The sequence below is a fragment of the uncultured Caballeronia sp. genome (genome assembly GCF_964243625.1).
Taxonomy (GTDB): Bacteria; Pseudomonadota; Gammaproteobacteria; order Burkholderiales; family Burkholderiaceae; genus Caballeronia.
The window spans coordinates 1-26,425 of record NZ_CAXTGZ010000013.1 but is presented as its reverse complement, the minus strand read 5'-3'; the positions used below and the strand labels follow the sequence as shown (position 1 = coordinate 26,425).

Genomic DNA, 26,425 nt, shown 5'->3' with positions numbered 1-26,425 from the left:
AATCTGCTTCGAGCACGGGCACAAGCTCGTCACCGGCACGAGCACTTTCAGCGAGATCCGCGTTTCGCCGCCACGCACTTCGCCAGTCAACGTAACCTCATAATCCATCAGGCTTTGCACGCCAGACACCGGCGCGGTCTTCATGACGAAGTACGTAAACGATACTTCGATACGCCCCGAATGCGCCTCGAGCTTGAGCAGCATCGCGGCGAGCATGGAACGGAGAGCGGTTTGGTCGAGCGGCGCGCGATGCTCTTCGAGCAAGGCCACGAAGCGCGACATGTGGGTGCCCTTCTGATCGGCGGGAAGGTGGACGTCGAGATTCCAGAGACCCACGCCCGGCTGCAATTCGCCGGTCGATGTCCGGATGGTCAGCGGATATCGCACCGCTTTGACGCCTACGCGCTGGATCGGGATCTGCCGCGTGTCGAGCGAGCTCTGGACATCGGGCATCGCAAAGGCGGGATTCATCTGGTTCATTGAATTTCCTTGTCCGTCGCGCGCATTGTGGTCGTTATCACGCGAGGATGCAGCGGCGATGCAACCTGGCGGACGTCCCCGACGCCCGCCGTAGCACTGCAATCATTGAAGTCAAGCGACGCGTTTGGTCAGCTTGCCGGTGTCGCTCTGGACGTCGTGTGAGACGGCGTCTTTCAGGAAACGCTCGCGAATCGACTTCGCGATCCCCGCCCCGTCCAGCCCGCACGACACTAGCAACTTGACCGGATCGCCATGATCGATAAATACGTCCGGCAAGCCGAGTTGCAGCACCGGCTTGATGACCGAGCTGGCCAGCAGGCTTTCCACGCAGGCCGAGCCCGCGCCGCCCATGATCGCGCCTTCTTCGACGGTCACGAGCGCGTCGTGCGTGGCGGCCAGTTCCCGCAGCAGATCGGCATCGATAGGCTTGACGAAACGCATGTTGGCCACGGTCGCGTCCAGTTCTTCGGCAGCGGCAAGCGCGGGTGCGACCATGGTGCCGAACGCAAGAATCGCGATGCGCGAGCCCGAACCCACTTTTTGCGTCGATTCGCGCCGGATTTCGCCCTTGCCGACCGGGAGGGCCGTCATCTTCTTGACGATCTTCACACCCGTGCCCGCGCCGCGCGGATAACGCACGGCCGTGGGGTTCGGCTGCTGCAATGCCGTGTAAAGCATCTGGCGGCATTCGTCTTCGTCGGACGCGGCCATCACCGTCATGTTCGGGATGCACCGCAGGAACGCGAGGTCGTAGTTGCCGGCGTGCGTCGCACCGTCCGCGCCGACCAGACCCGCACGGTCGATGGCGAACACCACCGGCAGGTTCTGCAATGCGACGTCGTGGATCAACTGGTCATACGCACGTTGCAGGAAGGTCGAGTAGATCGCGACGACCGGGCGCATGCCATCGGCGGCCAGACCGCCCGCAAACGTCACGGCGTGCTGCTCGGCAATACCGACATCGAAATAACGATCCGGGAAGCGCTTCTCGAACTCCACCATGCCCGAGCCTTCACGCATGGCCGGCGTAATGCCGACAACGCGCGAATCCTGCTCGGCGGCGTCGCAGAGCCATTCGCCGAAGACCTGCGTGTAGGTTTTCTTCGATGGCACCGAAGAAGGCTTGATGCCCTCTGCCGGATTGAATTTGCCCGGCCCGTGGTACAGCACCGGATCGGCTTCGGCGAGCTTGTAGCCTTGCCCTTTCTTCGTCACGACGTGCAGGAACTGCGGACCACGCAGCTCCTTGATGTTCTGCAGCGTCGGGATCAGCGATTCGAGATCGTGACCATCGATTGGTCCGATGTAATTGAAGCCGAATTCCTCGAACAACGTGGCCGGCACGATCATGCCCTTCGCGTGTTCCTCGAGCTTGCGGGCGAGATCGAGCATGGGGGGCGCCACGCGCAGCACACGCTCCACGCCGGCACGTGCGGCGGCGTAGAAACGCCCCGACATCAGGCGCGCGAGATGGCGATTCAGCGCGCCGACCGGCGGCGAGATCGACATGTCGTTGTCGTTCAGGATCACGAGGAGCGGCACGTCGTCGGCCACGCCAGCGTTGTTCATGGCTTCGAAAGCCATGCCGGCTGTCATTGCGCCGTCGCCGATCACCGCGATGGAATAACGGTTGTCACCCTGCAGCTTGCTCGCGATCGCCATGCCAAGCGCCGCCGAAATGGACGTGCTGGAGTGCGCTGTGCCGAAGGTGTCGTATTTCGATTCGCTACGGCGCGGAAAGCCGGAAATCCCGCCAGCCTGGCGCAGCGTTTTCATCTGGTCGCGGCGGCCCGTCAGGATCTTGTGCGGATAGGTCTGGTGGCCCACGTCCCAGACGATTTTATCGTTCGGGGTATCGAAGACGTAATGAAGCGCTATCGTCAGCTCGACCGTTCCGAGATTCGACGACAAATGCCCGCCCGTCTGCGACACGCTGTCGAGCACGTAGGCACGCAACTCTTCGGCCAGCGGTTTTAGTTCGTGGCGGTCCAGCGCTCGCAATGCGGCTGGATCGTCGATGGTTTTCAGCAAGTCGTACATCGTCGTCCCATTTAGGAAAACTGGCGAAAGCCGTTCAGGTCTGCAAGCATCTTGCACGCCTGCCGGTTCCGCGTTTTATCGTATGTTTCAGTTCACCCGGTTCACAACCAGGTCGGCCAGTTCGCCCAGTCGGGCGGCCCGCGGGCCAAACGGCGCTAGTGCAGCATGGGCATCGCGGCCCAGTTGAGCTGCCAGTTCGCGCGATGCATCGAGTCCGATGATCGACACGTACGTCGGTTTGTCGTCCTTTGCGTCCTTGCCCGCCGTCTTGCCAAGCGTGGCGGAGTCTGCGGTGACGTCGAGAATGTCATCCACGACCTGAAACGCCAGGCCAATTGCGGCCGCATACGAATCCAGTGCGCTCATGGCGGCCGCGTCCGGTGCTTCGCCACAGAGTGCACCCATTCTTACGGCCGCGCGCAACAAGGCGCCGGTTTTCTTTCGGTGCATGGTCTCGAGTTCCGGGCGCGACAGCTTGCGTCCGACGCTCTCCAGGTCGATGGCCTGCCCGCCCGCCATGCCCACCGAACCACTCGCCAGCGCCAGTTCCCGCGTGAGAGCGGCCTGCTGGGCGGCGCTCAGGCCGTTATTGTCCCCGGTCAGCGCAACGAACGCCTGCGACTGCAGCGCGTCGCCGACGAGCAGTGCCGTCGCTTCGTCATATTGCACATGTACCGTTGGTTTTCCGCGACGCAGAGCGTCGTCGTCCATGGCAGGCATGTCGTCATGAACCAGCGAATACACGTGAATCATCTCGAGAGCCGCGCTCCCGGCGTCCAGCGCCTGGGCGCTCGCACCCGTCAGTTCACCGGCTGCGTGGCACAGGAGCGGGCGCACCCGCTTGCCGCCCCCGAGCACGGCGTAGCGCATGGCTTCATGCAGCTTGGCGGGCGCGATGTCCGTACCCGGCAGGTAATGTTCCAGCGCGGTTTCGACGCGATCGAGGCTCGCGTGCATCCATTGGTCAAAAGTCATAAGTCGTCCCCGTTATCTGCCGATGTGCCTGCGCCCTGGGTGGCGCGCTGCAATTCGGCGGGCAGCGGTTTTAGTGTGTCGCCATCGAGCACGCGAACCTGCTGCTCGACCTTTTCTAATTGTTGCTGGCAAAAGCCGACGAGCGCCGCGCCACGGCGGTACGCAGCGAGCGATTCCTCCAGGCTCAGCGCGCCGCCTTCCATGCGCGCTACGAGCCCCTCCAGTTCGGCCAGCGCCGTTTCGTAGTTCTCCGGGAGCGGCGCGTTGTCCGCGCTTGCCGAGCCATCCTGCGTTGCGGTTTTCGCCATGAATCGTGGGTGTAATGTCGGATTTCGGGAAACAAGTCGGACATTCTACGGCAAAAGCGGCTTTTCCGACCTCCGCCATGCGCTGACCCATGCCAGTAGCGCGTCTCAGGCTGCTTTCGCTTGCTTGTGAAAATCCTGAAAAGTCCCGGAAAAGCCCGGAACTCCGCGCTGGGATTTGACCCAAAACAAGTCCTCGGGCGCCCCATTGAAAGGGTTTTCGTTATAATTCGCGGTCTCCCTAAATCGAATCCTCGATGGTTGGGTTGTTCACTGCTTTCACGTCTTCACGGGAGTGGGAATGTCCAATCTGAGCAATGCATTGCAACTGAACGCAATTCACAGTCAGTTGCCAGTCACGGCTTACTTTGACGAAGCGCTTCTCAAGCGCGAAATCGACACGCTTTTCAAGCACGGTCCACGCTACATCGGCCACGAACTCATGGTGCCCGAGGCTGGAAATTATTTTGCTTTGCCCGGCGAAGGTGAAGGGCGCCTGCTCGTCCGTAATAAACAGGACCAGATCGAGCTGCTGTCGAATGTATGCCGTCACCGCCAGGCCATCATGCTCAATGGGCGCGGCACGGCGGAGAACATCGTGTGTCCGCTGCACCGGTGGACGTACGACCTCGACGGCCAGTTGCTCGGCGCGCCGCATTTCGCCGACAAACCCTGTCTGAACCTCGGCAAATCCCCTTTGCAGAACTGGCAGGGACTGTTGTTCGAAGCGAGCGGACGCGATGTCGCGGCCGATCTCGCCCGACTTGGGCCGGCCAAACATTTTGACTTTTCGGGCTTCATGTTCGATCACGTCGAAGTGCACGAGTGCAACTACAACTGGAAGAGTTTTATCGAGGTGTATCTCGAGGATTACCACGTCGCGCCGTTCCATCCGGGTCTCGGAAGCTTTGTGTCCTGCGATGACCTGACCTGGGAATTCGGCGACTGGTACAGCGTCCAGACTGTTGGCCTGCACAAGAATCTCGAGAAACCGGGCAGTCCCACGTACCGTAAGTGGCACGACGAGGTATTGCGGTTCCGCAACGGCAAGCTGCCGGAATTCGGCGCGATCTGGATGGTGTACTACCCGGGCATCATGATCGAGTGGTATCCGCACGTGCTCGTGGTGTCGTGGCTGATTCCGCAAGGGCCGCAGAAAACCACGAATATCGTCGAGTTTTATTATCCTGAGGAAATCGCGCTGTTCGAGCGTGAGTTCATCGAGGCCGAGCGTGCCGCCTACATGGAAACGGCGCGCGAGGACGACGAAATCGCGGAACGCATGGATGCCGGACGGCGCGCGCTGATGAACCGCGGCGAGTCGCAAGTCGGGCCGTATCAGAGTCCCATGGAATCAGGCATGCAGCACTTCCATGAGTTTTTGCGGCGGCAGTTGGGCAAGATTTAAAAGCGGCACGGTTTTGTTGAGGAAGACGGGCTTTGGCCCGTCTTTTTTTGTTTAGACTTCAAGCTCAACATTTCATAACATCGCCCGTTGCATCAGGAGCCGTCATGCCTCACACGCACTACACCACGCTGATTTCCGCCGGCAATCTCGTCGAGCGGATCGCCGCTGCGCCTGGCAGCGTGTTTATCGTCGATTGCCGCTTCGATCTGGCCACACCCGATTCGGGTGAAAACGCCTACGCCGCTGGGCATATCCCCGGCGCGCATTACCTGCATCTCGACCGCGACCTGTCGGGCTCGAAGACCGGCAAGAACGGCCGTCATCCGTTGCCGGAGCGCGCGGTGCTCGTCGCCAAGCTGAAGGAAATCGGCCTGAACGAAGGCCAGCAAGTCGTTACCTACGATGCGCAGGGCGGCATGTATGCATCGCGTCTGTGGTGGCTGTTGCGCTGGCTAGGCCACGATTCCGTCGCGCTGCTCGACGGCGGCCTGCAAGCGTGGCAAGCGGCCGGGCAGCCGCTGGAATCGGCGGCGCCGGCCACATCGGCGGGAACGTTCAAGGCGGGCGCGCCGCTGTCGGTGACCATCGATGCAGACGGGGTCTTGCGCAATATCGATACGCGCGAGCGCGTGGTGATCGATGCCCGCGCAGCCGACCGGTATCGCGGGGAAAACGAGACGCTCGATGCCGTCGGCGGTCATATTCCCGGCGCGCTGAATCGCTTTTTCAAGGACAACCTGAACGCGGACGGCCGCTTCAAGACCGCCCATGAATTGCGCGAGACGTTCGGCGCGCTGCTCGGCGCAACGCAGCCGGATCGGGTGGTGCTGCAGTGCGGATCGGGCGTCACCGCCTGCCACAACGCCCTGGCACTGGAAATCGCCGGCTTGCACGGCGCGGCGCTGTATCCGGGGTCGTGGAGCGAATGGAGCTCGGACGCTTCTCGGCCCGTGGCGACCGGCGCGGCGGCATAAGAACTCCAGCCGCCCCCGGGCGTTACTTGACGCCGTGTTCCTTGAACCACGCGAGCGCGCGCTTCCAGCCATCTTCGGCATCGGCTTTCCGGTAACTCGGCCGGTAATCCGCGAAGAACGCATGCGGCGCGTCATCGTAGACCACGAATTGCGAGCCGCGCGCCACTGCCGGGCCGGCCGCAATCGCTTCTTTCATCTGCGCGAGCGTGTACTGCGGAATGCTTTGATCGAGCTTGCCGTAAAGACCTAGGACCGGCGCCTTCAGATTCGCGGCAAGGTCGAGCGGATTCGCGGGATTGTTCGCAGTCTTCGCGCCGACCACACGTCCATACCACGCGACCGCCGCCTTGATACGCGGATTGCGCTCGGCATAGAGCCACGTGATCCGGCCGCCCCAGCAGAACCCTGTGATCCCGAGCCGGTTCAGGTCGCCGCCATGCTCGCCTGCCCATGCCACGGTCGAATCGATATCCGACAGCACCTGGTCATCCGGAACCTTCGAGACGAGCTGATCGTTGAGCTGCTGCATGGACGGATATTTGGACGCGTCGCCTTCACGCACGTAGAGATCCGGCGCCACGGCGAGATAACCGAGCTTGGCGAAGCGGCGGCAGACATCGGCGATATGTTCGTGCACGCCAAAGATCTCGTGAATTACGATGATCACCGGCAAGTGCGTCTTGCCCAGCGGTTGCGCCCGGTACGCGGGCACGAGCGTGCCGTCGGCGGCCTTGAACCCTACGGGGCCGGCTTCGAGACCGTTGCTGTCGGTGATGATGGTTTGCGCGGAAACCGGCAAGACGCAGGCGGCAAAACCGCTGCCGACAGCCGCCTTGATGAACGTGCGCCGGTTGAACGGGACATGCGGAACGAGGCTGTCGATTTCAGGCGTAAGCATGCAAAGCTCCAGCGGCATGGGGCCGCGAAGGGGCGGCCGGCGCCGTGCTGCAGCGCACCGGACCATCCAGAACGGGTGAGCCTCGCTGCCCGGTTGAAGCGCCGGACGGTGAGACACGGCAAGGACCTTGACTACGACCGCGCCTTGAACGAAACCGCTTCCAAAGCGTGCCGCCCATTCTAAACAGCTTTACGACGCTTGCTCATATCCACGCGAAGCATCAGTGCAGCTTGACGCGTGGCACGGTGGAGCGGCGCAGCCAGTGCGCGACGGTATCGAGCGCCATGCGTGCCCAGCCGTGCAGCGCGGCAATGTGCATGCGGTAAAGCGACTGGTACATGAACCGCGCGAAGAGCCCCTCGATCAGCATGTTCCCACCGATCAAACCGCCCATCAGACTGCCGACCGCGCTGAAATGCCCAAGCGACACAAGCGAACCGAAATCGCGATACGTGTAGTCCGGCAACGGCTTGTCCTCCAGCCGGCGCTCGAACGACTTCAGCAAGAAGCTCGCTTGCTGATGCGCGGCTTGCGCACGTGGCGGCACGTTGCGCCCTTCTTTCTCGCCGCCCGGCCAAGCGCACGCGGCGCAATCGCCGAGGGCGAACACGTTGTCATCGATTTCTGTTTGCAGCGTACGGCGCACGATGAGCTGGCCAAGACGGTTGGTCGTGAGGCCATCGAGCTTGGAAAGCACGGCCGGCGCGCGAATCCCCGCCGCCCACACCGTCAGATCCGCCGCGATGGTCTTGCCGCTCGCCGTGCGGATGGAGTCCCGCGACACTTCGGCCACGGTCTCGCCGGTCATCAGCCTGACGCCGAGCTTTTCCAGCAATTCGGCTGTCGCCGTGGAGACGCGCTCGGGCAGCGCGGGCAAGATGCGCGGACCGGCTTCGATCAACACAATGCCGATATCGTTCTTCGGGTCGAGTTTGTGCAGTCCGTAAGCGTGCAGGACCTGCGCCGTATTGCGCAATTCCGCCGATAACTCCACGCCCGTCGCACCGCCGCCCACAATCGCGACCTGGATCCGCGGTGCCCTTGTAGCGGCGTCGACAGGAGTGAGGGTAGCCGGATCAGGCGCCCGATATTCCGCGCGAATGCACGCAGCAATCAGCCGTTTGCGGAACAGCTCGGCCTGGTCGACCGTATCGAGCGCGAGTGAATTCTCCTGCGCGCCCTGCACGCCGAAAAACGCTGTCGTGCTGCCGATCGCCACGACCAGCGTGTCGTACTCGAGATCGCGTTGCGGCAGGAGTTCACCGGCTTCGTCGTCGAGAAGCGGCCCCAGCGTGACCTTTCTTGCCGTCCGGTCGACGCCCAGCAGATCGCCCTGCTGAAACTCGAATCCATGCCAGCGCGCCTGCGCCGCATACGACAATTCCTGCGAGAACGGATCGAGGCTGCCAGCCGCGACTTCATGCAACAACGGCTTCCAGATATGCGTGGAATTCCTGTCGATGAGCGTCACCTGCGCACGCGCCGTGCGCTTGCCATCGGCGCTGCCGAGCTTGTCGCCCAGGCGCGTGGCCAGTTCCAGCCCACCCGCGCCGCCGCCGACGATGATGAAACGATGCATCTAACCTCCCATATGGCGCCGTTGAGACTCGCTCAATGCGCTTCTTCCCAGTTGTTCCCCACGCCGACTTCGGCGACGAGCGGCACCTTCAGCTTCGCGACGCCGCACATGAGTTCCGGCAGACGCTTGCGCACTTCCGGCAGCTCGGCTTCGGGCACTTCGAGCACGAGTTCATCGTGGACCTGCATGATCATCTTCGTTTCGATCTTCGATGCTTCCAGCCAGTCCTGCACCGCGATCATCGACAGCTTGATCAGGTCGGCGGCCGTACCCTGCATCGGTGCGTTGATTGCCGCGCGTTCGGCGCCCTGCCGGCGCGGTCCGCTGCCGCCGTTGATCTCGGGCAACCACAGACGGCGCCCGAACACCGTCTCCACAAAACCATCGCGCTTCGCCTTCGTGCGGGTCTCGTCCATGTAGTTGGCAACGCCTGGATAGCGCTGAAAATACTTGTCGATATAAAGCTTCGCCGCATCACGCGAGATGCCGATATTCGATGCCAGTCCGAACGCGCTCATGCCATAGATCAAGCCAAAGTTGATGACCTTCGCGATGCGCCGCTGATCGTTCGACACCTCGATGGGCGTCACGCCGAAAATCTCGGAGGCCGTCGCACGATGCACGTCCTCGCCCTCGGCGAAGGAGCGCATGAGCGAGGGATCGCCGGAGATATGCGCCATGATCCGCAGCTCGATTTGCGAATAATCCGCCGACACGATCTTGCTTCCCGGCGGCGCAATGAATGCTTCGCGAATGCGCCGGCCTTCGGCGGTACGCACCGGAATGTTCTGCAAGTTCGGCTCATTCGATGACAAACGCCCCGTCACCGCAACGGCCTGCGCGTAGTTCGTATGCACGCGGCCGGTCTTCGCGTTGACCATGCGTGGCAACTTGTCCGTATAAGTCGACTTGAGCTTCGACAAACCGCGATGTTCGAGCAGGATCTTCGGCAACGGATAGTCTTCGGCGAGCTTTTGCAGCACTTCTTCGTCGGTGGAAGGCGCGCCGCTCGGCGTCTTCTTGACCACCGGCAATTGCAGCTTCTCGAAGAAAATCTGCCCGATCTGCTTGGGCGATCCAAGATTGAATTCGCCGCCCGCGAGCATGTACGCTTCAGCCTCGAGCTGGATCAGACGCGTCGCAATCTGCCCGCTTTGCACGCGCAGCAACTCGCCGTCGATCAGTACGCCATTGCGCTCCATCTTGCGCAACACGCGCGCCGTAGGCATTTCAATATCGCGATACACCTTCAGCAATTGCGCTTCGTCGACAAGTTGCGGATAAAGCGCCTGATGCAGCCGCAACGTGATGTCGGCGTCTTCGGCAGCGTAGGGCGCGGCCTGATCGAGCGCGACTTCGTCGAAGCCGATCTGCGACGCGCCCTTGCCCGCCACCTCTTCATACTTGATGGTTTTCGCGCCGAGATGCCGCAACGCGAGATTGTCCATGTCGTGCGGCCTGTGCGATTCGATCACATAGGACTGCAACAACGTGTCGTGCTCGACGCCATTCAACTCGATGCCGTAGTTCGCGAGCACTTGTTCATCGTATTTGAGGTGCTGTCCCACTTTCTTCTTCGATGGATCTTCCAGCCACGATTTCAGTTTCTGCAGGACTTCGTCACGCGGCAATTGCAAAGGCGAATCCGGCCCGCGATGCGCAACAGGGATATAGGCCGCACGTCCCGGTTCGACCGATACCGACAATCCCACGAGCTGCGCGAGCATGGGATCGAGGGCGGTGGTTTCCGTATCGAAGGACGTTAGCTCAGCAGCGTTGATCCGGGCAAGCCATTCGTCGAATTGTTCCCATGTCTGCACCGTTTCGTAATGCCGTTCCATTTCCGTGGCGGACGCAGGCGGTGTATCCGTGGGACCTTCCACGGCGTCGGCGATCTCGACTTCGCGCAACCACGTCTTGAAGCCGTGGCGCGTAAAGAGATCGCGCAATTCGTCGCGCGCTTCGGGCCGTGAAGGCAACGTTTCCTCGATAGACGCGATCTGCGCCGCCAGATCACATTCCGTATGTACGGTAACGAGCTTTCTGGCCATGGGAAGGAAGTCGAGAGCCTTGCGCAGATTGTCTCCCACCGCACCTTTGATTTCGCTCGCGTGTGCCACGATGCCATCGAGGGTGTCGTATTGTGTGAGCCACTTCAGCGCCGTCTTCGGCCCGCACTTCTCGACACCCGGTACGTTATCGACCGTATCGCCGATGAGCGAGAGATAGTCGACGATCCGCTCCGGCGGCACGCCGAACTTATTCAGCACCCCGGCGCGATCGAGCGTCTCGTTGGACATCGTATTGATGAGGGTGACATGATCCGTCACAAGCTGCGCCAGATCCTTGTCGCCCGTCGACACGATAACCTTCATGCCGCGCTTTTCGGCGGCCACTGCAAGCGTACCGATGACGTCGTCGGCCTCCACGCCTTCGATCATCACGAGCGGCCAGCCGAGCGCCCGAACGGTCTCGTGGATGGGTTCTATCTGCTTCGAGAGGTCATCGGGCATGGATGGCCGGTTTGCCTTGTAATCCGCGTACCAGTCGTCGCGAAATGTCTTGCCCTTGGCGTCGAATACGCACGCGCTATACTCTGCATTGATGTCCTTCCGCAGGCGCCGCAGCATGTTGATCATTCCGTACAACGCGCCTGTCGGTCCGCCATCCGGCCCGCGCAGATCCGGCATGGCGTGGTAGGCCCGATACAGATAGCTGGATCCGTCGACCAATAGCAGGGTCTTACCTTCAAGATTAAGTTCTTCAGGCATTATGAACAAAAGAAAAGTGATTCCGAGTCTGCGATCGCTCGCAGATCAAGAGCGCGCGACGGCCAAGAAGGCTCGCGCATCGTGGCAGATGTTCACGATTATGGCAGAGTTTATCGAGGCGACCGAGTACCTCTCCGAGATCCGCCCTGCCATCAGCATCTATGGTTCGGCGCGCCTGAAACCTGAGTCGCCGTACTACAAGCTCACCATAGAAATCGCGCAGAAATTTTCTGACGCGGGCTTCGCCGTGATCTCCGGCGGCGGTCCCGGCATCATGGAAGCCGCGAACAAGGGCGCACATGCGGGCAAGTCGCCGTCGGTCGGTTTGAACATCGAGTTGCCGCACGAGCAGTCGGGCAACCAGTGGCAAGATATCTCGCTGCGGTTCCGTCACTTCTTCACGCGCAAGGTCACGTTCGTGAAGAATTCGGACGCGGTGGTCGTCATGCCCGGCGGGTTCGGCACGCTCGACGAAATGGCCGAAGTGCTCACGCTGATCCAGACGAAGAAGTCGCGGCACGTGCCCATCGTGCTGGTGGGCGCCGAGTTCTGGGAAGGCCTGCTCTCGTGGTTCCGCAACACACTGGTTCCGACCGGCGTGATCAGCGAGAAGGATCTGGACTTGATGCAGGTTATCGACGATCCGGACCAGGTGCTCGAAGCGGTGCTGCAGTTCTACGAAGATCGTGAGACCGCGGAAGAACAGCCCGCCGAAGGGAAGTCCGACGAAGACCGGATGTTCTATCTTTGAAGGCCTGGCAGGTTGAAAGCGGCTCCTTCGGGAGCCGCTTTTTGCGTTACTGGAATGCCACCTCGGCAAAGCCGCGCAACTTCCGGCTATGCAACTTCGACAGCCCGTTCATGCGCAGCAACTCCATGGCCATCACGCCGATCTGCAAATGCTGATCCACTTGCGCGCGGTAAAACTGGTCCGCCATGCCGGGCAGTTTCAGTTCGCCGTGCAGGGGTTTGTCGGAGACGCAGAGCAGCGTTCCGTACGGCACGCGAAACCTGAATCCATTCGCCGCTATGGTCGCGCTTTCCATATCCAGCGCAATGGCGCGGCTTTGCGATAGGCGCTGCACCGGCTCGCGGTGATCGCGCAATTCCCAATTGCGGTTATCCACGCTCGCGACCGTGCCGGTACGCATCACATGCTTCAGGTCCACGCCTTCGAGCTTGGTCACTTGCGCCACGGCTTTCTCGAGCGCGACCTGGACTTCGGCCAAGGCGGGAATCGGAATCCATAATGGCAAGTCGGCATCGAGCACATGGTCCTCGCGCACATAACCGTGCGCGAGCACGTAGTCGCCCAGGCGCTGCGTGTTCCGCAATCCCGCGCAATGCCCGAGCATGATCCACGCATGCGGACGCAGCACGGCAATGTGGTCCGTGATCGTCTTCGCGTTCGATGGCCCTACGCCAATGTTGATCATCGTGATGCCGCTGCCATCGGCGCGTTTCAGGTGATACGCCGGCATTTGCGGCAGACGCGCGGGCGCGACGCCTTGGGGCTCTTCCTGTACGCCGCCCAGGTTTTCATTACCCGTAATCACATCGCCCGGTTCGACGAACGATGTGTATTCGCTGCGGTATTTCCGCGTTTCTTCATCGTCCGTTTTGGACATGATCTTGCGGCCGAGCTTCACGAATTCATCGATATAAAACTGGTAGTTCGTATAAAGCACGTAGTTCTGCACATGCGTGGGCGACGTCGCGGTGTAGTGCTTCAGCCGATGCAACGAGAAATCCACGCGCGCCGCCGTGAACAGCGCGAGCGGATGCGGCTCGCCCGGACCCGGTTCGTACGTGCCGTTCACGATTCGGTCGTCGAGCAGCGCGAGATCGGGCATATCGAAGATGTTACGCATGGCGAGCAGCCTGTCGCGATCCAGGTCGCCTTCCAGGTGAATGCCTTCGGCAAACGCGAAGTGAATGGGAATGGGCTGCGCCGACACCCCCACTTCGATCCCGACATGATGGTTCTTGGCAAGCAGCCGCAATTGTTCGCGATAGTAGTCGCCGAACATATCCGGCCGCGTCAGCGTGGTTTCGAAGATCCCCGGCCCCGCGACGAAGCCGTACGATCGACGTGAATCGATCTGCGTATTCAGCTCGGTGCGCACGCGCACGAACGGATAACACGCACGCACGCGATGCGAAAACGGCTCGTTTTTCCGATAGCGCGCAAAGGCGTCGCGCAGGAAACCGGTGTTGGCTTCGTAGATGGCCGATACCCGTGCGACCGCTGCCACGGGGTCATCGAACGATTCCGTGGGGAAGTTGCTGGCGGGAGTGGAATGGGTGGCTTGAGTCCGGTCGTTTGTCATGTTCTTCATGCGCTCTTGTGATGAATCGACATTAACACGGAAGAACAACACGCCCATGAACACTCCTCCCGCCGATGCGTTTCTTCAACACATCGCCTCACAACACCGTGCTTTATTTGAAACCAGCGCAAAATAAGGCTTTTGCGACGGTTCAATTCCCCCTTAACGTCCCTCAAGCTGGTGCGTTTTGCTAAAATTCGGGGACTCATCTGGAGAAACATCATGAAGTCGCTTCAATCTGTCGCCATCGCGGCTGTTATTGCCGCAGCCAGCATCAGTGCTCACGCGCAGAGCCTGCCCGCTCAGCCGGCGCCCGCGACGGATGCAACTCCGGCGCACGTCATGTCGCCTGAAGAGAATGCCGGCTTGCCCGACCTGAAGGCGATCAACCGCCCGGCCGCGGAAGCCAGCTCGAAAGTGGAAATCTCGCCGCCGCGCCTGCCGAGCTATCACGAGACGAGCACGAACGGCACCGAGATCACCGAATACCGCGACAAGGGCAAACCCGTTGAAATCAACGTGCGTTCGAATTTCGGCACGCGTTATCAGATGAGTGCGCCTGCGGACACGTCGCCGACCGTGCGCGACAACGGCAAGGCAAGCACGCGCCTGCCGTCGTGGAACCTGACCTACTGAGCTTTCATGACCGCCGGGCTGCGTTCAAGCCTATGCCCGGCGTTCGCCGCTGTCCCCGCCACTGATCCGTACGCCGGTCCGCGCGCCCTTCAACTTCACCGACGTTCTCCCGCATGGCCGTATTCACTGCTGTCTCCGATTCCCAGCTCACCGACTGGCTCCAGAACTACGAACTCGGCGAAGTCACCGATTTCCGTGGCATTGCATCCGGTATCGAGAACAGCAACTTCTTCCTGACGACCACGCGCGGCGCGTACGTCCTCACTCTCTTCGAAAATCTGACGGCCACGCAATTGCCGTTTTATCTCGATCTGATGCGGCATCTGGCGTCACATGCGGTGCCCGTTCCGGACCCCATGCCGCGTCGCGATGGCGCGTTGTTTGGCACGCTTAACGGCAAGCCGGCCACTATCGTGACGAAACTCGATGGCGCGCCGGAGTTGTCGCCGGGTCCGGCGCACTGCATCGAAGTGGGCCACATGCTGGCGCGGCTTCATCTCGCGGGGCGTGATTTCGCGACGTATCAGCCAAATCTGCGCAGCCTTGCGTGGTGGCAGGACAACGTACCGGCTGTGCTGCCGCACCTCACCGCGGAGCAGCGCGCGCTGATTACCAATGAACTCGCGCATCAGGCGGCCTTTTTTGCATCGGCTGAATACACTGCCATGCCCGAAGGCCCGTGCCACTGCGACCTGTTCCGCGACAACGTGTTGTTCGCGCATCCCACGGCAGACGAAACGCGTCTTGGCGGCTTTTTCGACTTTTATTTTGCCGGCAACGACAAATGGCTTTTCGATGTCGCCGTCTGCGTGAACGACTGGTGTGTCGATCTCGCTACCGGCGCACTCGATACCGCGCGTACCGACGCGCTGTTGCGCGCGTATCAGACGGTGCGTCCGTTCACGCCGGCCGAAGAACACCATTGGAGCGACATGCTGCGCGCGGGCGCCTTGCGTTTCTGGGTATCGCGCCTATACGACTTTTATCGGCCGCGCGAAGCCGAAATGCTCAAACCGCATGATCCTGGCCACTTCGAACGCATTTTGCGCGAGCGCATCAAAACTGCGCCCCCTCCCGCCGACGGTAATTAATCAATGCATTTGATCGAAGTCCCCTCTAAAACCGGTTATGTATGGTTCCGCCAGGGCGTCTGGCTGTTTCGCCGGAATCCCCTCGCGTTTCTCACGGTGTTCTTCGCCTATTTGTTCGCCATGACGTTGATCTCGCGGCTGCCCGTGGTCGGCCCGGTGCTGCCGCTGCTGCTGATCCCGGGCGTCGCGGTGGGATTCATGGCCGCTTGCCGCAATACCATCGCCAAAAAACCGGTTTGGCCGACCGTGCTGGTCGATGGTTTCCGCTCGTACGGGCAGATCGTCGCCCGGCGGCTGCTCGTGCTGGGCGTGGTGTATGTCGTCGCGATGGGCGTGGTGTTTGCCTTGTCGGCGCTCGTCGATGACGGCGTGCTGCTCAACCTGATGATCGGCAATGGGCCGGCCGGCGACCCCGAAACCATTGCGGCAAGCTTCAACCCGCTCGCGGTCCTGGTTGCGATGGCGTGCTACATCCCGGTCGCCATGCTGTTCTGGTTTGCGCCGATTCTCGTCGCGTGGCACGACGTCCCGCCGGCCAAGGCACTGTTTTTCAGCTTTATCGGCTGCTGGCGCAATCGCGGGGCGTTTGTACTGTATGGCGCGCTGTGGATTGGCGTGGCGCTGGCGGTATCGTTTGGACTGAGCGCATTGATGCAGGTATTAGGCGTCGGGCAGGAAATGGCGCTGGCCGTACTGATGCCGGCGTCCATCCTGGTCACCACCGCGCTGTATTGCTCGTTCTACGCGACGTATCGCGGTTGTTTCGGCCTGCAGTCGGAAGACCCGGCCGACGACATTCCCGATCTGTCGGGACCCACAGCCTGAAACGCATCGAAGCGTAAAAAAACGCCGGTAACTATCGAGGTCACCGGCGTTTTTTTCGCTCTTTTCATTTGCTTCGTGCACTAACGATTCGCGTGCAGTATCGTTATGTATCGTCCCAAAAGCGCAGTAAACCGATCGCCATGACTTCTGCTCCGCACATTCCGCTTGAACTCGACGCCCAGCTTTGCTTCGCGCTCTACTCCACTTCGCTCGCGATGACAAAGACCTACAAGCCGTTGCTGGAAAAGGTCGGACTGACCTATCCCCAGTACCTGACGATGCTCGTGCTCTGGGAAGGCGACGCGCTGACCGTCAAGCAGATGGCCGAACGGCTGAGTCTGGATTCAGCGACCATGACGCCCTTGCTTAAGCGGCTCGAAGCACAAGGGTTCGTGAAACGGGTGCGCAGCACGGAGGACGAACGGCAGGTTCACATTCATCTCACCGATGAAGGCCGCGCGCTCAACAAATCGATTCGAGGCATTCCCGGCGAGATCTACTGTGCGGCCGGCTCCGACGCTGACCGCCTGCTCAAATTGCGCGACGAACTCATGCAATTGCGTTCATCTCTGATGGAACACAACGAGACTTAACATAGCGATAGCAAATAACAATCGCTCCGCGCCAATTTAATTTGCACACTAATGATTAGCGCGCTATATTTATGTCCGTGGTTAGCGCAGTTCCAAAAACCTTTTCTGCCGCCGAGCGGCAACCATTGAACAGGAGAAGATCATGAGCGTCCTTTACACTGCACACGCAACGAGCACGGGTGGTCGCGATGGCCGGGCGGTATCGTCGGACAAGAATCTGGATGTGAAGTTGAGTGCGCCGAAAGAATTGGGCGGCGCGGGTGCCGAGGGCACGAACCCCGAGCAACTGTTTGCGGCCGGCTATTCGGCCTGTTTCCTGAGCGCGATGAAGTTTGTTGCCGGTCAGCAGAAGAAGACCATTCCCGCCGATACAACCGTTTCCGCGGATGTTGGCGTGGGCCCGAATGACAAGGGCGGTTTCGCACTGGACATTGAGCTGCGTGTTTCGTTGCCAGGAATGGACGCGGCCGATGCTCAAACACTGGTCGATACCGCGCACCAGGTCTGCCCGTACTCGAACGCAACGCGCGGTAACGTGGACGTGCGCGTCAAGCTGGCCTGAGTGTTATAGCGCCAGAACGCAAAAATGCCGGCCACGAGCGCCGGCATTTTTTTGCCTCGATAGACGCCGTTTTCGGCGTACCGAGCCCTGCATGTACTTCTTACGACGGTCGAATTACTGCGCGAGCCACGAAGGATGACGTGCTGATGCGCGACGATCCAGCTTCTTCATGCGGTATTCGAGGTCGTAAATGTCCGTGGCTTCGGCCAGATAAGCGTCGTTACGCTCCTTGTCACGCTGGTCGGCGGATTTCGTCAGGAACAGGAAGAGGCGGCTGAGCAGATACATGGTGAACCTCGCTTGGTGATATAGGGGTAATTACCTAGTGCTTGAACGAAGTATAGGGTAATCCCTAGTCATGGGCAAGTATTCAAAAGAACGTATTGAAACAAAAGACTTTTTTACAACACTCGCCCTAGGCGAGCGTCTCGTCCTGAACCGTTGCCTGCACGCGTCGCTGATGCTTGAAAAATTCCCAGAGCATGGCTGAAGCATCCGGACCTTTCGCCGAATGGAACGGCACGGTGTCGTCGCCGCCGCTCCAGGCATGCCCGAGGCCGCGCACAATGCACGTCCGCATCATGCGCCGACCGTTTTTCACGTATTCCGTGAACACGCCGTCGGGTTGCGTCTCTTCACGGCGCTCGCCGCTGCGCCACGCGCCGGTGGCATCGGTAAAGCGATTCAGACGAAGGAATTCCGCCGTCAGTTGCTCGGCGTTGACCTTCGAAACCACAGAATCCAGCTCGCCATGAACGATCACGGTCGGCATGCCGGGATAGCGGGCAACATCGGTGGCTGCGTCGATCAGCGCCACCGGGTCTTTGCGTGAGCCCCGCCGCATGATGTCCATTGCATCGATGCCGGATTTCGCAGCGCCGAATACCACGCCGGAGTGCAGTCCCACTGCCGCGAAAACCGACGGATATTTGACCGCGAGCATGGCCGCAAGCCCCGCCCCGGCCGACATTCCAGCGAGGTAGATGCGTTCGCTGTCCACGTCGTGCTGCGCGACGATTTCACGCACGAGCGAAACGACCGACGCCGCCTCGCCACCGCCCGATACCGCCGATTCCTCGTACCAGTGCCAGCAACGATGCACATGCGCAGTTTTCGACTGCTCCGGGTACAAGACTGCAAAGCCGTATTGGTCGGCCAGCAAGTTGACGCGCGTGCCTTGCGCCAAGTCTTCGGCCGATTGCTGGCAGCCGTGCATCATCACCAGCAGCGGCATGGGTGCAGCGGCAGCATTAGCCGGCAAATACAATGCGTATGCCAGATGGTTCACGAAACGGCCGGCAGCCGGGGGCGCCGAATGGAACGAACGGGTCCATTTCCCCGCCGCCCATGCCGATGCACGCGGCCGCACGCGCGACTCACGCTCGGCTCGGGCCTTTACTGGCGTGCGCGGCCTGACCGCAGGCTTCGGGCTTGCCGCGGATTTTGCGGCCTTGGGAATCACCGGCCGAGTCGACGTCCGCGGCTTGGGCGTTCTTGACGGCGCAATTTGTGTGGCGACCAGGCGTTTCAAGCCTTTCAGCCACAATTTTGTCAGACTTTTAGGCATCGAATCAGATCCCGCGCACTTGATAAGTCGGCCGTCAAACCCAACAGGAATGACGGAAGTTGTGCAGTGCACAATAGCATTTATTCGAAAGACTTGCGCGCGACACAGAATTTCACCTTGCTGCGTATTGTTGATATTTGGCCATACGAAGAGGGCGATTTAGCCGATTTTGTGTTTCATCTCCGTCAGTCTCGAGGATCACTGCAATAAGTTTAGGAGATGGGCTGACGGTTATAATGTCTGCTTTTTCCGCTTTGCAGAACAATCTTCATGCCTGACTTGCCACTATCACTCTGGCTCTCCATTACGTCCGTCGGAAGTGTCGGCGTAATGATTCCGCTTGCTATCGTCGTAGCCGTCTGGCTCGCGCTTGGATATCCGTGGCGCTACGCCGCGTGCTGGCTTCTCGTGCTCGGCGGCGCAAGCGGTCTTGTTTTTCTTACCAAACTGGCGTTCATGGGCTGGGGCATCGGCGTGCGCGAACTGGATTTCACAGGAATCAGCGGCCACGCAATGATTTCATCGGCGGTACTGCCGGTCGCGTTGTTCGTTGCTTGCCTGCCGGGGCGGCAATGGGTTCGAGCGCTCGGCGTCGTCCTTGGACTGCTGATTGGAATCGTGGTCGGCGTGTCACGCATCCTTCTGAATGCGCATTCGGTCTCGGAAGTTGTCACTGGTTGCGGGCTCGGCGCGCTGACGGCGCTTCTCTTCGTGGCTTATGCGTGGCGTGCGGAATCAGGCAAGTTGTCTCCCGCACCGGTCGCGGTAAGTCTCGCGATCGTCGCGGTGGTGCTGCACGGGATCCCCGTTCCCACGCAGCGCTGGATTACCGACATCGCGCTGCAGTTGTCCGGCCGCGATCAGCCGTTTATCCGGGCGCGCTGGAAAGCCGGCCAATACGACAAGCCGGCCGCCGCGCCGGCAAGGCATATCGATGTCCGGTTCGGTGGTCCAACCGAATCCTGATCGCGCCGGGACGGGTATGAATCGGGCATGAATTGAGCGCGAGCTTCCCGTTATAGCTGCGAATATATTACGATGCGCTTTCCGTTCATTTCGCCCTGGCCATCGTGTTCAAATTCAAACCATCGCTGATCGCTGTCGTCCTCGCCGCTTCTTCCATTGCGTTGCAAAGCGCCGCCCATGCCGATGAAATCGTCGTCTCCGCAGCGGCTAGCCTGACCAACGCGTTCAAGGCGATTGGCGAATCGTACGAAAAGCAGCATCCCGGCACGAAGGTCCTGATGAATTTCGGCGCGTCCGACGTGCTGATGCAGCAGATCGTGAAGGGTGCGCCTGCCGATGTCTTCGCATCGGCCGATCAGAAAGCAATGGACAAGGCCATCCAGGAAAAAGTGATCGCCACCGAATCGCGCCGTGACTTTGCCGCGAATTCGCTTGTGTTGATCGTGCCGAAGGACAGCGCGTTCGCGCCGGCCAGCGTGAAGGACCTCACCGAAGCCAGCGTGAAACGGGTCGCTTACGGCGACCCGGCGTCGGTACCGGTCGGCCGCTATACGGAAGGCGCGCTCAAGGACGCGGGCGCCTGGGATGCGGTCAGCGCGAAGGGCGTGCTTGCGGCGAACGTGCGCCAAAGCTTGGACTATGTGGCGCGCGGCGAAGTGGACGCGGGGTTCGTGTTCAGCACGGACGCCGCTGTGATGCCCGAGCGCGTGAAAGTGGCGCTGACCGTGCCGACGCAAACATCGATCACCTATCCGATCGCGCAAGTCGCGCAAAGCAAGCATGCCGCCGACGCGCAATCGTTCATTGCGTATGTGTTGTCGCCGGAAGGTCAGAAGACGCTCGCGCAATTCGGCTTCACGCCGCCAGTAAAGTAAATCTTCATGGAGCACGCGTGGATACCGCTGTTGTTATCGCTGAAAGTGGCGGGATGGGCCACGGCGATCGACGTCGTGCTTGGCGTCGCGGTGGCGTTCGGCTTGTCGCGCTGGCGCTCGTCGGCGCGTGAGCTTGTCGATTCGTTGCTGACACTGCCGCTTGTCATGCCGCCCACGGTGCTGGGGTATTACCTGCTCGTGCTGCTCGGCCGGCGCGGCGTGATCGGCGCATGGCTCGACAAGTTCGATATCCAGTTGGTGTTCACCTGGCAAGGCGCCGTGATCGCGTCGGCGGTGGTCGCGTTTCCGCTCGTGCTGAAATCGGCCCGTACCGCGTTTGAAGCCGTCGATCCGCAATTCGAGCGCGCCGCCCGGACGCTCGGCATCAATGAAACTGCCGTATTTTTTCGCGTCACGTTGCCGCTTGCCGCACGCGGCATCCTGGCCGGCGCGTTGCTCGCTTTTGCGCGGGCGCTCGGCGAATTCGGCGCCACGCTGATGATCGCGGGGAACCTGCCGGGCAGGACGCAGACGCTTTCGGTCGCGGTGTACGCCGCCGTGCAAGCCGGCGATGACAGCACGGCGAACGTCCTCGTGATCGTGACATCGGTGACGTGCGTGGTGATCCTGCTCGCGGCGGGGCGATTGTTGCCGCAGCGCTCGACGGCATCGGTGCGCTGAGATGACGGCCATTTCCGTGCATTTGCGCAAGCATTTCATCACGCCCGAGCGCGATTTCCTGCTTGACGTCGCATTCCGTTCCACGAGTCAGCGCATCGTGCTGTTCGGACCTTCGGGCGCAGGGAAAAGCCTGACGTTGCAGGCCATCGCCGGATTGATCCATCTGGACGAAGGCGAGATCGTGCTGAACGGCACCACGCTGCTCGATACAACCAAGGGTATCGACCTGACACCGCAAGCGCGGCGCATCGCGTATCTGTTCCAGGACTACGCGCTTTTCCCGCACCTGAACGTGCGGCAGAACATTGCATTTGGGCTGAAGCGCGGCTGGTGGAATCCATCGAAGCACGTGGCGCATGCCGATATCGACTACTGGCTGAACGCGTTCGACCTGAAGCCGGTCGCGCGTCAGTATCCGGGGCAGTTATCGGGCGGGCAGAAGCAACGCGTGGCGCTGGCCCGGGCGCTGATTCCACATCCGCAACTACTGTTGCTCGACGAGCCCTTCTCCGCACTCGACATGGCGTTGCGCCAGCGCATGCGTCAGGAACTCGCCGACCTGCAAAGCCGGCTCGATATTCCCATGGTGCTCATCACGCACGATCCCGACGATGTCGCCATGTTCGGCGATCAGGTGGTGAATCTGCGCGAGGGTATCGTGCAGATTCACGACGGTAGCAACGAGCTCAACCCGTCACACCGAGTATCACGCTCGACGCCTTGAACGCCGCGATGGCGCTCTGCCCTTCTGCCAGCCCGAGCGTCTCGACGCTTTCATTGGTGATGACGGCGGTGACCGTGGTCGAGTCATCGAGCGCCAGCGACACTTCCGCGTTTACCGCGCCGCGCGTCACCTTCGAGACCCGGCCCTTCAACTGATTGCGCGCCGAGATCCGGACAGGTTCATCCGCCATCAGGATCACCCACGATGCTTTCACCAAAGCAAACGCGTCGCAGCCTTCTTTAAGACCAAGCGATTCGGTGCTTTCGTGCGTGACGACGGCAACGATCGACTGGCCGCCCGAGAGCGCGAGTTCGATTTCGTCGTTGACGGCGCCGCGCGTGATCTTCCTGACCGTGCCGAATAATTGGTTGCGCGCACTGGTTTTCATGCCGATCCGTCCGATGAGTTGCCAGTCCTGCTCGAAGCCTTCTATGGCCGCACCCGCACGTTCGAGAAACAGCCGATGTTCACGTTCGATGGCGCCATATGTACTGATCAGTTTCAGCCCCTTCGGCGTCAGCGTCGTTCCGCCGCCACCCTTGCCGCCCGCTGCACGCACGACCAGCGCGGCGCCGGCCAGGTTGTTCATGGCATCGATGGCATCCCATGCGGCCTTGTAGCTCATCCCGACCGCCTTGGCCGCGCCCGTGATCGAACCGGTTTGACGGATGGCCGCCAGCAATGCAATGCGCGCCGCCCCGCCGAGTGTTTCGTGGCCGCTGCGAAACCACACGGCGCCGCCGACTTCGATGGACTCGTTCGGCTTATCAGGCGTTTCCTGGGTCATGGCTGCGTCGAAGGCTGGTTATAGAGTACGACGATTATATTGGATGCCTAAAAGTCAGCTGACGCGCGGCTTTTTTATCTTGCGCAGGATACGCTCGCCTTCGGCTGCATGCATCTGCTGGGCCGCGACCGCGAAGCCCTTCGCCAGTCCCTTCTGGAAATCATCGGCTTCGTCCAGGGACGCAAGACGTTGCGCGGCGACGGCTGCGTCGTTGCCGTCGCCTAAGACGCTTTGCAGATCGCCCAGCGCCTTTTCGACATGCTTGCGCGTGGATCGCGTGACGATCGAGCGGAAAAATTCCAGCGCGTACCGCAAACGCTTTGCATGGATACGGACCTTGTGCCGCGTGGGGGCACTGATGGTGGTCAGATCCGGCGCACGCTCGATCTTCCGATAATGCTTGGTGATCCGCTTTTGCGCATGCTCCGCGAGCGTTCTATGCGCGAGTTCGAGCGGCGCTTCGAGCGCGCTGAACCACTGCACGAACGATAACGCGAGACTCGCATAACGCGGCGAGTTCATCGCGTCCTGCAGGCGCTGGCGCGTGGCCATGCGGTTTGCATCGGCAGCGTGTTTTGGCCTCGACCATGAATCCTGGCTATGTTCGTCGTCGGCTACGGCGTAGGTGGCGAGCGTGGTATCGGCGAACACATCCCAGTCGCGGGCATCGGCGAGCAGATCGCCAAACCATTTCAGGTCAGGCGCGATCTGCGTGTTCCAGATTTCATCGATCCATTCGGGGAAAAGTTTGAGCGCAGTTTTGAGGCGGCGCTGCGCCACGCGCAATTGATGCACGTGCTCAGGTTCCAGTCCGCCGCGCGATGCCGCGTCGTTGCCGAACCAATGCGCCGCCACCGACTTGCCGATCTCGGCGAAGGCATCGGTTGGCGTGGCGTGGCGCGGCAATTTCAGCTTGGCGGCTTTGACCGGTTCTAGCGCGGCGGGATCGATATGAACAGGCGCGATCACGAACGGCAGCGTCTTCGTGATCTCATGCGCGACGGCGTAAAGCGCTTCACGTGATTCAGGCGTGGCTGCCAGCGTCAACTTAGCAGGGCCGTGCGCGTTTGCTTGAAGCGTCGCGCGAACCGCGTCCGACGTGTTCCATTCGCTTGCTTCCACTTTGGAGGCTTCGCCGAGAACGGCGTCGCCGTCGCCGAGTATTTTCCGCAGATCGGCAAGCCCCTCTTCCGACGCGATCCACGACCGCAGATCATCTTGCGCGTCGGGCGCAGCTTCAACGCGCCGGACAAACGGCCATTCACGATGACTCGCCGCAAACACCTTCCGTTCTCCGCGCGTTTCGATGCTCACTTCCCAGCCGTGCAAATCCGCTTCGACTTTTTGCGTCTGCAACATGAAGCCAGAACGACTTGCGCTCGAAAACGAACCCAGCTCCGACAGCGCCTTATCGGGCGGCGTGTTTGAAACGTCGTGGGAAATCATCACCAACTCGACAAGTTGCAACATAAGTTCTCCACCATGAACGCGACACTTGATAAGGCAGCAAATCCCACGCCGCGCTTTTCAATTCAGACGAATTTCAATGCTTGCGCCTGTCATCAAAACGCAATAAAGCGCGTGCAAACATGAGCAGCGTCACTGCCAGATGCCGCTTGAACGAATCAAGAAACAACGCCTCTCATCGCCAATTTGCTCCATCAGCACGCCAACCCGCCGCTTCACGCGCAGCCCAGCACAAAGGACGTTACATGCCTGACTTGACCCTTCCCGATAACAACACGCAGGGACGAACGCTCGGACGACGGCTGAGCATGCCGCTGTTCCTGGTCGTGATTGCCGGCGGCATCATCTATTGCGTCACGCACTTGCTGCACGACCTGGAATCAGTCCAGCAGTCATCCATATTGCCTTACGTCCTGCTCGGCGTAGCACTGATGATTGCCCTCGGCTTCGAATTCGTAAATGGCTTCCACGATACCGCCAACGCCGTCGCCACCGTCATCTACACACATTCGCTCGCGCCGAATCTCGCGGTCGTCTGGTCGGGCGCGTGGAATTTCCTGGGCGTGCTGGTATCGAGCGGTGCGGTCGCGTTCGGCATCCTGCAACTGCTGCCCGTGGAACTGATCCTGGGCGTAGGGACATCGCAGGGATTCGCGATGGTCTTTGCCCTGCTGATCGCCGCAATCATCTGGAACCTCGGGACGTGGGCGGTGGGGATTCCATCGTCGAGCTCGCATACGCTGATTGGATCGGTGATCGGCGTCGGGCTGATGAACCAGATGCTGCACGGCACGTCGGGTACCTCGGGCGTGGACTGGGGCCAGGCTCTCGCGGTCGGCAAGTCGCTGCTGTTTTCGCCGTTGATCGGTTTTGTGCTGGCCGGCCTGCTGCTCTACATCATGAAGCTCGTCGTGCGCGTTCCCGCGCTTTATAAGGAGCCCAAGAAAAACACGCCGCCGCCCTTCTGGATCCGGTGCCTGCTGATCCTCACCTGCACCGGCGTTTCGTTCGCGCACGGTTCAAACGATGGCCAGAAAGGCATGGGCCTCATCATGCTGATCCTGATCGGCACGGTCCCGACCGCCTATGCGTTGAACAAGGCCGTCACACCCGCCGAGACGCAAACCTTCCTGTCGGTCGGTCATCACGCATCCGAAGTGCTCGGCAAGTACACGAACGGCGCCTCGCCGGTCGCCGACCCGCGGGCTATCGTGCAGCATTACGTGCAGACCAAGACGGTCGAGCCGAATACGATCGTCGCGTTGAAACAGCTCACCGATATCATCGACGGACAAGTCGGCACCTCCGATTCCATGGCGACCGTGCCGCAAAACATCGTGGGCAACGTGCGCAACAACATGTACGTGAGCTCCGAAGCGCTGCGCCTGATGGACAAGCAGAATGCGCCGGCCTTCGCGCCCGAAGACGCCGCCGTGTTGAAGAACTACAAAGGCCAGCTCGATCACTCGACCAAGTTCATCCCGACTTGGGTGAAGGTCGCCGTTGCTGTGGCACTGGGACTCGGCACGATGGTCGGCTGGAAGCGCATTGTGGTGACGGTGGGCGAGCGCATCGGCAAGACGCATTTGACGTATGGGCAAGGCGCGTCGGCGGAACTGGTCGCAATGGTGACCATCGGCGCCGCCGACATGTACGGCCTGCCGGTCAGCACCACGCACGTGTTGTCATCGGGCGTGGCGGGGACGATGGCCGCGAATGGCTCCGGGCTGCAATGGAAAACCGTTCGCAGCCTGGCGCTGGCCTGGGTGCTGACGTTGCCGGTTTCCATCGCGTTGGCGGCCGGGTTGTTCTGGGTTTTCCGCGGGTTGTTCTGAGCGTTCTCTCACCGCTATTTTTCCCCCACGCGTCGGCGCTTCCTTATACCGCCGAC

The 26,425-nt window shown here is 60.9% G+C and carries 25 protein-coding genes; 13 read left to right on the top strand and 12 right to left on the bottom strand.

The window, feature by feature from the left end; all coding sequences use genetic code 11:
- From ACFFAR_RS01880 to ACFFAR_RS01865, 4 genes are all read right to left on the bottom strand, one after another.
- The coding region (locus ACFFAR_RS01880; RefSeq protein ID WP_375507453.1) for a GTP cyclohydrolase, FolE2/MptA family at positions 1–480 on the bottom strand (480 nt) is incomplete at its 3' end.
- 111 nt (positions 481–591) lie between these two features.
- On the bottom strand, positions 592–2,520 hold the full coding sequence (dxs, locus tag ACFFAR_RS01875; protein ID WP_174364563.1) for a 1-deoxy-D-xylulose-5-phosphate synthase: 1,929 nt from the start codon (positions 2,518–2,520) through the stop codon (positions 592–594).
- 87 nt (positions 2,521–2,607) lie between these two features.
- Positions 2,608–3,495, bottom strand: a complete 888-nt coding sequence (locus tag ACFFAR_RS01870) for a polyprenyl synthetase family protein (RefSeq protein ID WP_062002510.1) — start codon at positions 3,493–3,495, stop codon at positions 2,608–2,610.
- On the bottom strand, positions 3,492–3,803 hold the full coding sequence (locus ACFFAR_RS01865; protein ID WP_062002509.1) for an exodeoxyribonuclease VII small subunit: 312 nt from the start codon (positions 3,801–3,803) through the stop codon (positions 3,492–3,494). The genes ACFFAR_RS01870 and ACFFAR_RS01865 overlap by 4 nt, the downstream gene beginning before the upstream one ends.
- 298 nt (positions 3,804–4,101) lie before the next feature.
- Here ACFFAR_RS01865 and ACFFAR_RS01860 point away from each other — a divergent pair, with 298 nt between their 5' ends.
- Positions 4,102–5,208 carry an aromatic ring-hydroxylating dioxygenase subunit alpha gene (locus ACFFAR_RS01860; RefSeq protein ID WP_375507452.1) on the top strand — a complete coding sequence of 369 codons (1,107 nt, stop codon included), beginning with the start codon at positions 4,102–4,104 and terminating at the stop codon, positions 5,206–5,208.
- Positions 5,209–5,312: 104 nt separating this feature from the next.
- Positions 5,313–6,182, top strand: a complete 870-nt coding sequence (locus tag ACFFAR_RS01855) for a rhodanese-like domain-containing protein (protein WP_174363559.1) — start codon at positions 5,313–5,315, stop codon at positions 6,180–6,182.
- A 22-nt stretch (positions 6,183–6,204) separates the two neighbouring features.
- Here ACFFAR_RS01855 and ACFFAR_RS01850 read toward each other — a convergent pair whose 3' ends face one another.
- The 3 genes from ACFFAR_RS01850 to polA all read right to left on the bottom strand — a co-directional run bounded on the left by ACFFAR_RS01850 (position 6,205) and on the right by polA (position 11,430).
- The gene (locus ACFFAR_RS01850; RefSeq protein ID WP_375507451.1) at positions 6,205–7,080 is read right to left on the bottom strand and encodes a dienelactone hydrolase family protein; all 876 of its coding nucleotides are present in this window, start codon (positions 7,078–7,080) and stop codon (positions 6,205–6,207) included.
- Between the two features lie 220 nt (positions 7,081–7,300).
- On the bottom strand, positions 7,301–8,659 hold the full coding sequence (locus tag ACFFAR_RS01845; RefSeq protein ID WP_062002506.1) for an NAD(P)/FAD-dependent oxidoreductase: 1,359 nt from the start codon (positions 8,657–8,659) through the stop codon (positions 7,301–7,303).
- 32 nt (positions 8,660–8,691) lie between these two features.
- A complete protein-coding gene (gene polA, locus ACFFAR_RS01840) occupies positions 8,692–11,430 on the bottom strand; it encodes a DNA polymerase I (protein ID WP_174363557.1) in 2,739 nt (912 codons plus the stop codon).
- A gap of 1 nt (position 11,431) precedes the next feature.
- Here polA and ACFFAR_RS01835 point away from each other — a divergent pair, with 1 nt between their 5' ends.
- Positions 11,432–12,181 (top strand): TIGR00730 family Rossman fold protein, encoded by a 750-nt coding sequence (locus ACFFAR_RS01835; RefSeq protein ID WP_062002504.1) that lies wholly within the window; start codon positions 11,432–11,434, stop codon positions 12,179–12,181.
- Between the two features lie 46 nt (positions 12,182–12,227).
- Here the strand turns inward: ACFFAR_RS01835 and ACFFAR_RS01830 are convergent, their stop codons facing one another.
- Positions 12,228–13,760: an AMP nucleosidase gene (locus tag ACFFAR_RS01830; protein WP_062172617.1), complete on the bottom strand. Its 1,533-nt coding sequence runs from the start codon at positions 13,758–13,760 to the stop codon at positions 12,228–12,230.
- A gap of 222 nt (positions 13,761–13,982) precedes the next feature.
- Between ACFFAR_RS01830 and ACFFAR_RS01825 the strand changes: the two genes are divergently transcribed.
- From ACFFAR_RS01825 to ACFFAR_RS01805, 5 genes are all read left to right on the top strand, one after another.
- A complete protein-coding gene (locus ACFFAR_RS01825) occupies positions 13,983–14,396 on the top strand; it encodes a hypothetical protein (RefSeq protein WP_062002503.1) in 414 nt (137 codons plus the stop codon).
- Between the two features lie 113 nt (positions 14,397–14,509).
- On the top strand, positions 14,510–15,487 hold the full coding sequence (locus ACFFAR_RS01820) for a homoserine kinase (protein WP_062002502.1): 978 nt from the start codon (positions 14,510–14,512) through the stop codon (positions 15,485–15,487).
- Between the two features lie 3 nt (positions 15,488–15,490).
- The gene (locus tag ACFFAR_RS01815) at positions 15,491–16,312 is read left to right on the top strand and encodes a BPSS1780 family membrane protein (protein ID WP_174363729.1); all 822 of its coding nucleotides are present in this window, start codon (positions 15,491–15,493) and stop codon (positions 16,310–16,312) included.
- Between the two features lie 140 nt (positions 16,313–16,452).
- On the top strand, positions 16,453–16,905 hold the full coding sequence (locus tag ACFFAR_RS01810; RefSeq protein WP_174363728.1) for a MarR family transcriptional regulator: 453 nt from the start codon (positions 16,453–16,455) through the stop codon (positions 16,903–16,905).
- A 142-nt stretch (positions 16,906–17,047) separates the two neighbouring features.
- Positions 17,048–17,467, top strand: a complete 420-nt coding sequence (locus ACFFAR_RS01805) for an organic hydroperoxide resistance protein (protein WP_062002500.1) — start codon at positions 17,048–17,050, stop codon at positions 17,465–17,467.
- A 114-nt stretch (positions 17,468–17,581) separates the two neighbouring features.
- On the opposite strand, the gene ACFFAR_RS01800 is transcribed toward ACFFAR_RS01805, so the two are convergent.
- Positions 17,582–17,755, bottom strand: a complete 174-nt coding sequence (locus ACFFAR_RS01800; protein WP_069638402.1) for a DUF3563 family protein — start codon at positions 17,753–17,755, stop codon at positions 17,582–17,584.
- A gap of 127 nt (positions 17,756–17,882) precedes the next feature.
- On the bottom strand, positions 17,883–19,034 hold the full coding sequence (locus tag ACFFAR_RS01795; protein WP_174363727.1) for a PHB depolymerase family esterase: 1,152 nt from the start codon (positions 19,032–19,034) through the stop codon (positions 17,883–17,885).
- Positions 19,035–19,304: 270 nt separating this feature from the next.
- On the opposite strand from ACFFAR_RS01795, the gene ACFFAR_RS01790 reads away from it, so the two are divergent.
- The 4 genes from ACFFAR_RS01790 to ACFFAR_RS01775 all read left to right on the top strand — a co-directional run bounded on the left by ACFFAR_RS01790 (position 19,305) and on the right by ACFFAR_RS01775 (position 22,280).
- Positions 19,305–20,000, top strand: a complete 696-nt coding sequence (locus ACFFAR_RS01790) for a phosphatase PAP2 family protein (protein WP_375507450.1) — start codon at positions 19,305–19,307, stop codon at positions 19,998–20,000.
- A gap of 125 nt (positions 20,001–20,125) precedes the next feature.
- Entirely contained in the window at positions 20,126–20,875 is a 750-nt protein-coding gene (gene modA, locus ACFFAR_RS01785) for a molybdate ABC transporter substrate-binding protein (protein ID WP_375507454.1), read from the top strand.
- A gap of 6 nt (positions 20,876–20,881) precedes the next feature.
- On the top strand, positions 20,882–21,556 hold the full coding sequence (modB, locus tag ACFFAR_RS01780; RefSeq protein WP_062172121.1) for a molybdate ABC transporter permease subunit: 675 nt from the start codon (positions 20,882–20,884) through the stop codon (positions 21,554–21,556).
- Position 21,557: 1 nt separating this feature from the next.
- On the top strand, positions 21,558–22,280 hold the full coding sequence (locus ACFFAR_RS01775) for an ATP-binding cassette domain-containing protein (protein ID WP_174365565.1): 723 nt from the start codon (positions 21,558–21,560) through the stop codon (positions 22,278–22,280).
- Here ACFFAR_RS01775 and ACFFAR_RS01770 read toward each other — a convergent pair.
- Both ACFFAR_RS01770 and ACFFAR_RS01765 read right to left on the bottom strand, forming a co-directional pair.
- On the bottom strand, positions 22,243–23,067 hold the full coding sequence (locus ACFFAR_RS01770; protein ID WP_375507449.1) for a TOBE domain-containing protein: 825 nt from the start codon (positions 23,065–23,067) through the stop codon (positions 22,243–22,245). The genes ACFFAR_RS01775 and ACFFAR_RS01770 overlap by 38 nt on opposite strands.
- A 54-nt stretch (positions 23,068–23,121) precedes the next feature.
- Positions 23,122–24,537, bottom strand: a complete 1,416-nt coding sequence (locus ACFFAR_RS01765; RefSeq protein WP_375507448.1) for a CHAD domain-containing protein — start codon at positions 24,535–24,537, stop codon at positions 23,122–23,124.
- 242 nt (positions 24,538–24,779) lie between these two features.
- On the opposite strand from ACFFAR_RS01765, the gene ACFFAR_RS01760 reads away from it, so the two are divergent.
- Positions 24,780–26,369 (top strand): inorganic phosphate transporter, encoded by a 1,590-nt coding sequence (locus ACFFAR_RS01760; RefSeq protein WP_174365165.1) that lies wholly within the window; start codon positions 24,780–24,782, stop codon positions 26,367–26,369.
- The last annotated feature ends 56 nt before the right edge of the window (positions 26,370–26,425 follow it).

Excerpts from the sequence above, each read along its gene's own strand:
- dxs (WP_174364563.1), bottom strand. The coding sequence starts at position 2,520 with ATGTACGACTTGCTGAAAACCATCGACGATCCAGCCGCATTGCGAGCG.
- ACFFAR_RS01850 (WP_375507451.1), bottom strand. The coding sequence starts at position 7,080 with ATGCTTACGCCTGAAATCGACAGCCTCGTTCCGCATGTCCCGTTCAAC.
- polA (WP_174363557.1), bottom strand. The coding sequence starts at position 11,430 with ATGCCTGAAGAACTTAATCTTGAAGGTAAGACCCTGCTATTGGTCGAC.
- modB (WP_062172121.1), top strand. The coding sequence starts at position 20,882 with ATGGAGCACGCGTGGATACCGCTGTTGTTATCGCTGAAAGTGGCGGGA.
- ACFFAR_RS01790 (WP_375507450.1), top strand. The coding sequence starts at position 19,305 with ATGCCTGACTTGCCACTATCACTCTGGCTCTCCATTACGTCCGTCGGA.
- ACFFAR_RS01860 (WP_375507452.1), top strand. The coding sequence starts at position 4,102 with ATGTCCAATCTGAGCAATGCATTGCAACTGAACGCAATTCACAGTCAG.
- ACFFAR_RS01825 (WP_062002503.1), top strand. The coding sequence starts at position 13,983 with ATGAAGTCGCTTCAATCTGTCGCCATCGCGGCTGTTATTGCCGCAGCC.
- ACFFAR_RS01865 (WP_062002509.1), bottom strand. The coding sequence starts at position 3,803 with ATGGCGAAAACCGCAACGCAGGATGGCTCGGCAAGCGCGGACAACGCG.
- ACFFAR_RS01855 (WP_174363559.1), top strand. The coding sequence starts at position 5,313 with ATGCCTCACACGCACTACACCACGCTGATTTCCGCCGGCAATCTCGTC.
- ACFFAR_RS01835 (WP_062002504.1), top strand. The coding sequence starts at position 11,432 with ATGAACAAAAGAAAAGTGATTCCGAGTCTGCGATCGCTCGCAGATCAA.
- ACFFAR_RS01830 (WP_062172617.1), bottom strand. The coding sequence starts at position 13,760 with ATGACAAACGACCGGACTCAAGCCACCCATTCCACTCCCGCCAGCAAC.
- ACFFAR_RS01795 (WP_174363727.1), bottom strand. The coding sequence starts at position 19,034 with ATGCCTAAAAGTCTGACAAAATTGTGGCTGAAAGGCTTGAAACGCCTG.
- ACFFAR_RS01870 (WP_062002510.1), bottom strand. The coding sequence starts at position 3,495 with ATGACTTTTGACCAATGGATGCACGCGAGCCTCGATCGCGTCGAAACC.
- ACFFAR_RS01800 (WP_069638402.1), bottom strand. The coding sequence starts at position 17,755 with ATGTATCTGCTCAGCCGCCTCTTCCTGTTCCTGACGAAATCCGCCGAC.
- ACFFAR_RS01765 (WP_375507448.1), bottom strand. The coding sequence starts at position 24,537 with ATGTTGCAACTTGTCGAGTTGGTGATGATTTCCCACGACGTTTCAAAC.
- ACFFAR_RS01760 (WP_174365165.1), top strand. The coding sequence starts at position 24,780 with ATGCCTGACTTGACCCTTCCCGATAACAACACGCAGGGACGAACGCTC.
- ACFFAR_RS01815 (WP_174363729.1), top strand. The coding sequence starts at position 15,491 with ATGCATTTGATCGAAGTCCCCTCTAAAACCGGTTATGTATGGTTCCGC.
- ACFFAR_RS01805 (WP_062002500.1), top strand. The coding sequence starts at position 17,048 with ATGAGCGTCCTTTACACTGCACACGCAACGAGCACGGGTGGTCGCGAT.
- ACFFAR_RS01810 (WP_174363728.1), top strand. The coding sequence starts at position 16,453 with ATGACTTCTGCTCCGCACATTCCGCTTGAACTCGACGCCCAGCTTTGC.
- ACFFAR_RS01775 (WP_174365565.1), top strand. The coding sequence starts at position 21,558 with ATGACGGCCATTTCCGTGCATTTGCGCAAGCATTTCATCACGCCCGAG.
- ACFFAR_RS01820 (WP_062002502.1), top strand. The coding sequence starts at position 14,510 with ATGGCCGTATTCACTGCTGTCTCCGATTCCCAGCTCACCGACTGGCTC.
- ACFFAR_RS01845 (WP_062002506.1), bottom strand. The coding sequence starts at position 8,659 with ATGCATCGTTTCATCATCGTCGGCGGCGGCGCGGGTGGGCTGGAACTG.
- ACFFAR_RS01770 (WP_375507449.1), bottom strand. The coding sequence starts at position 23,067 with ATGACCCAGGAAACGCCTGATAAGCCGAACGAGTCCATCGAAGTCGGC.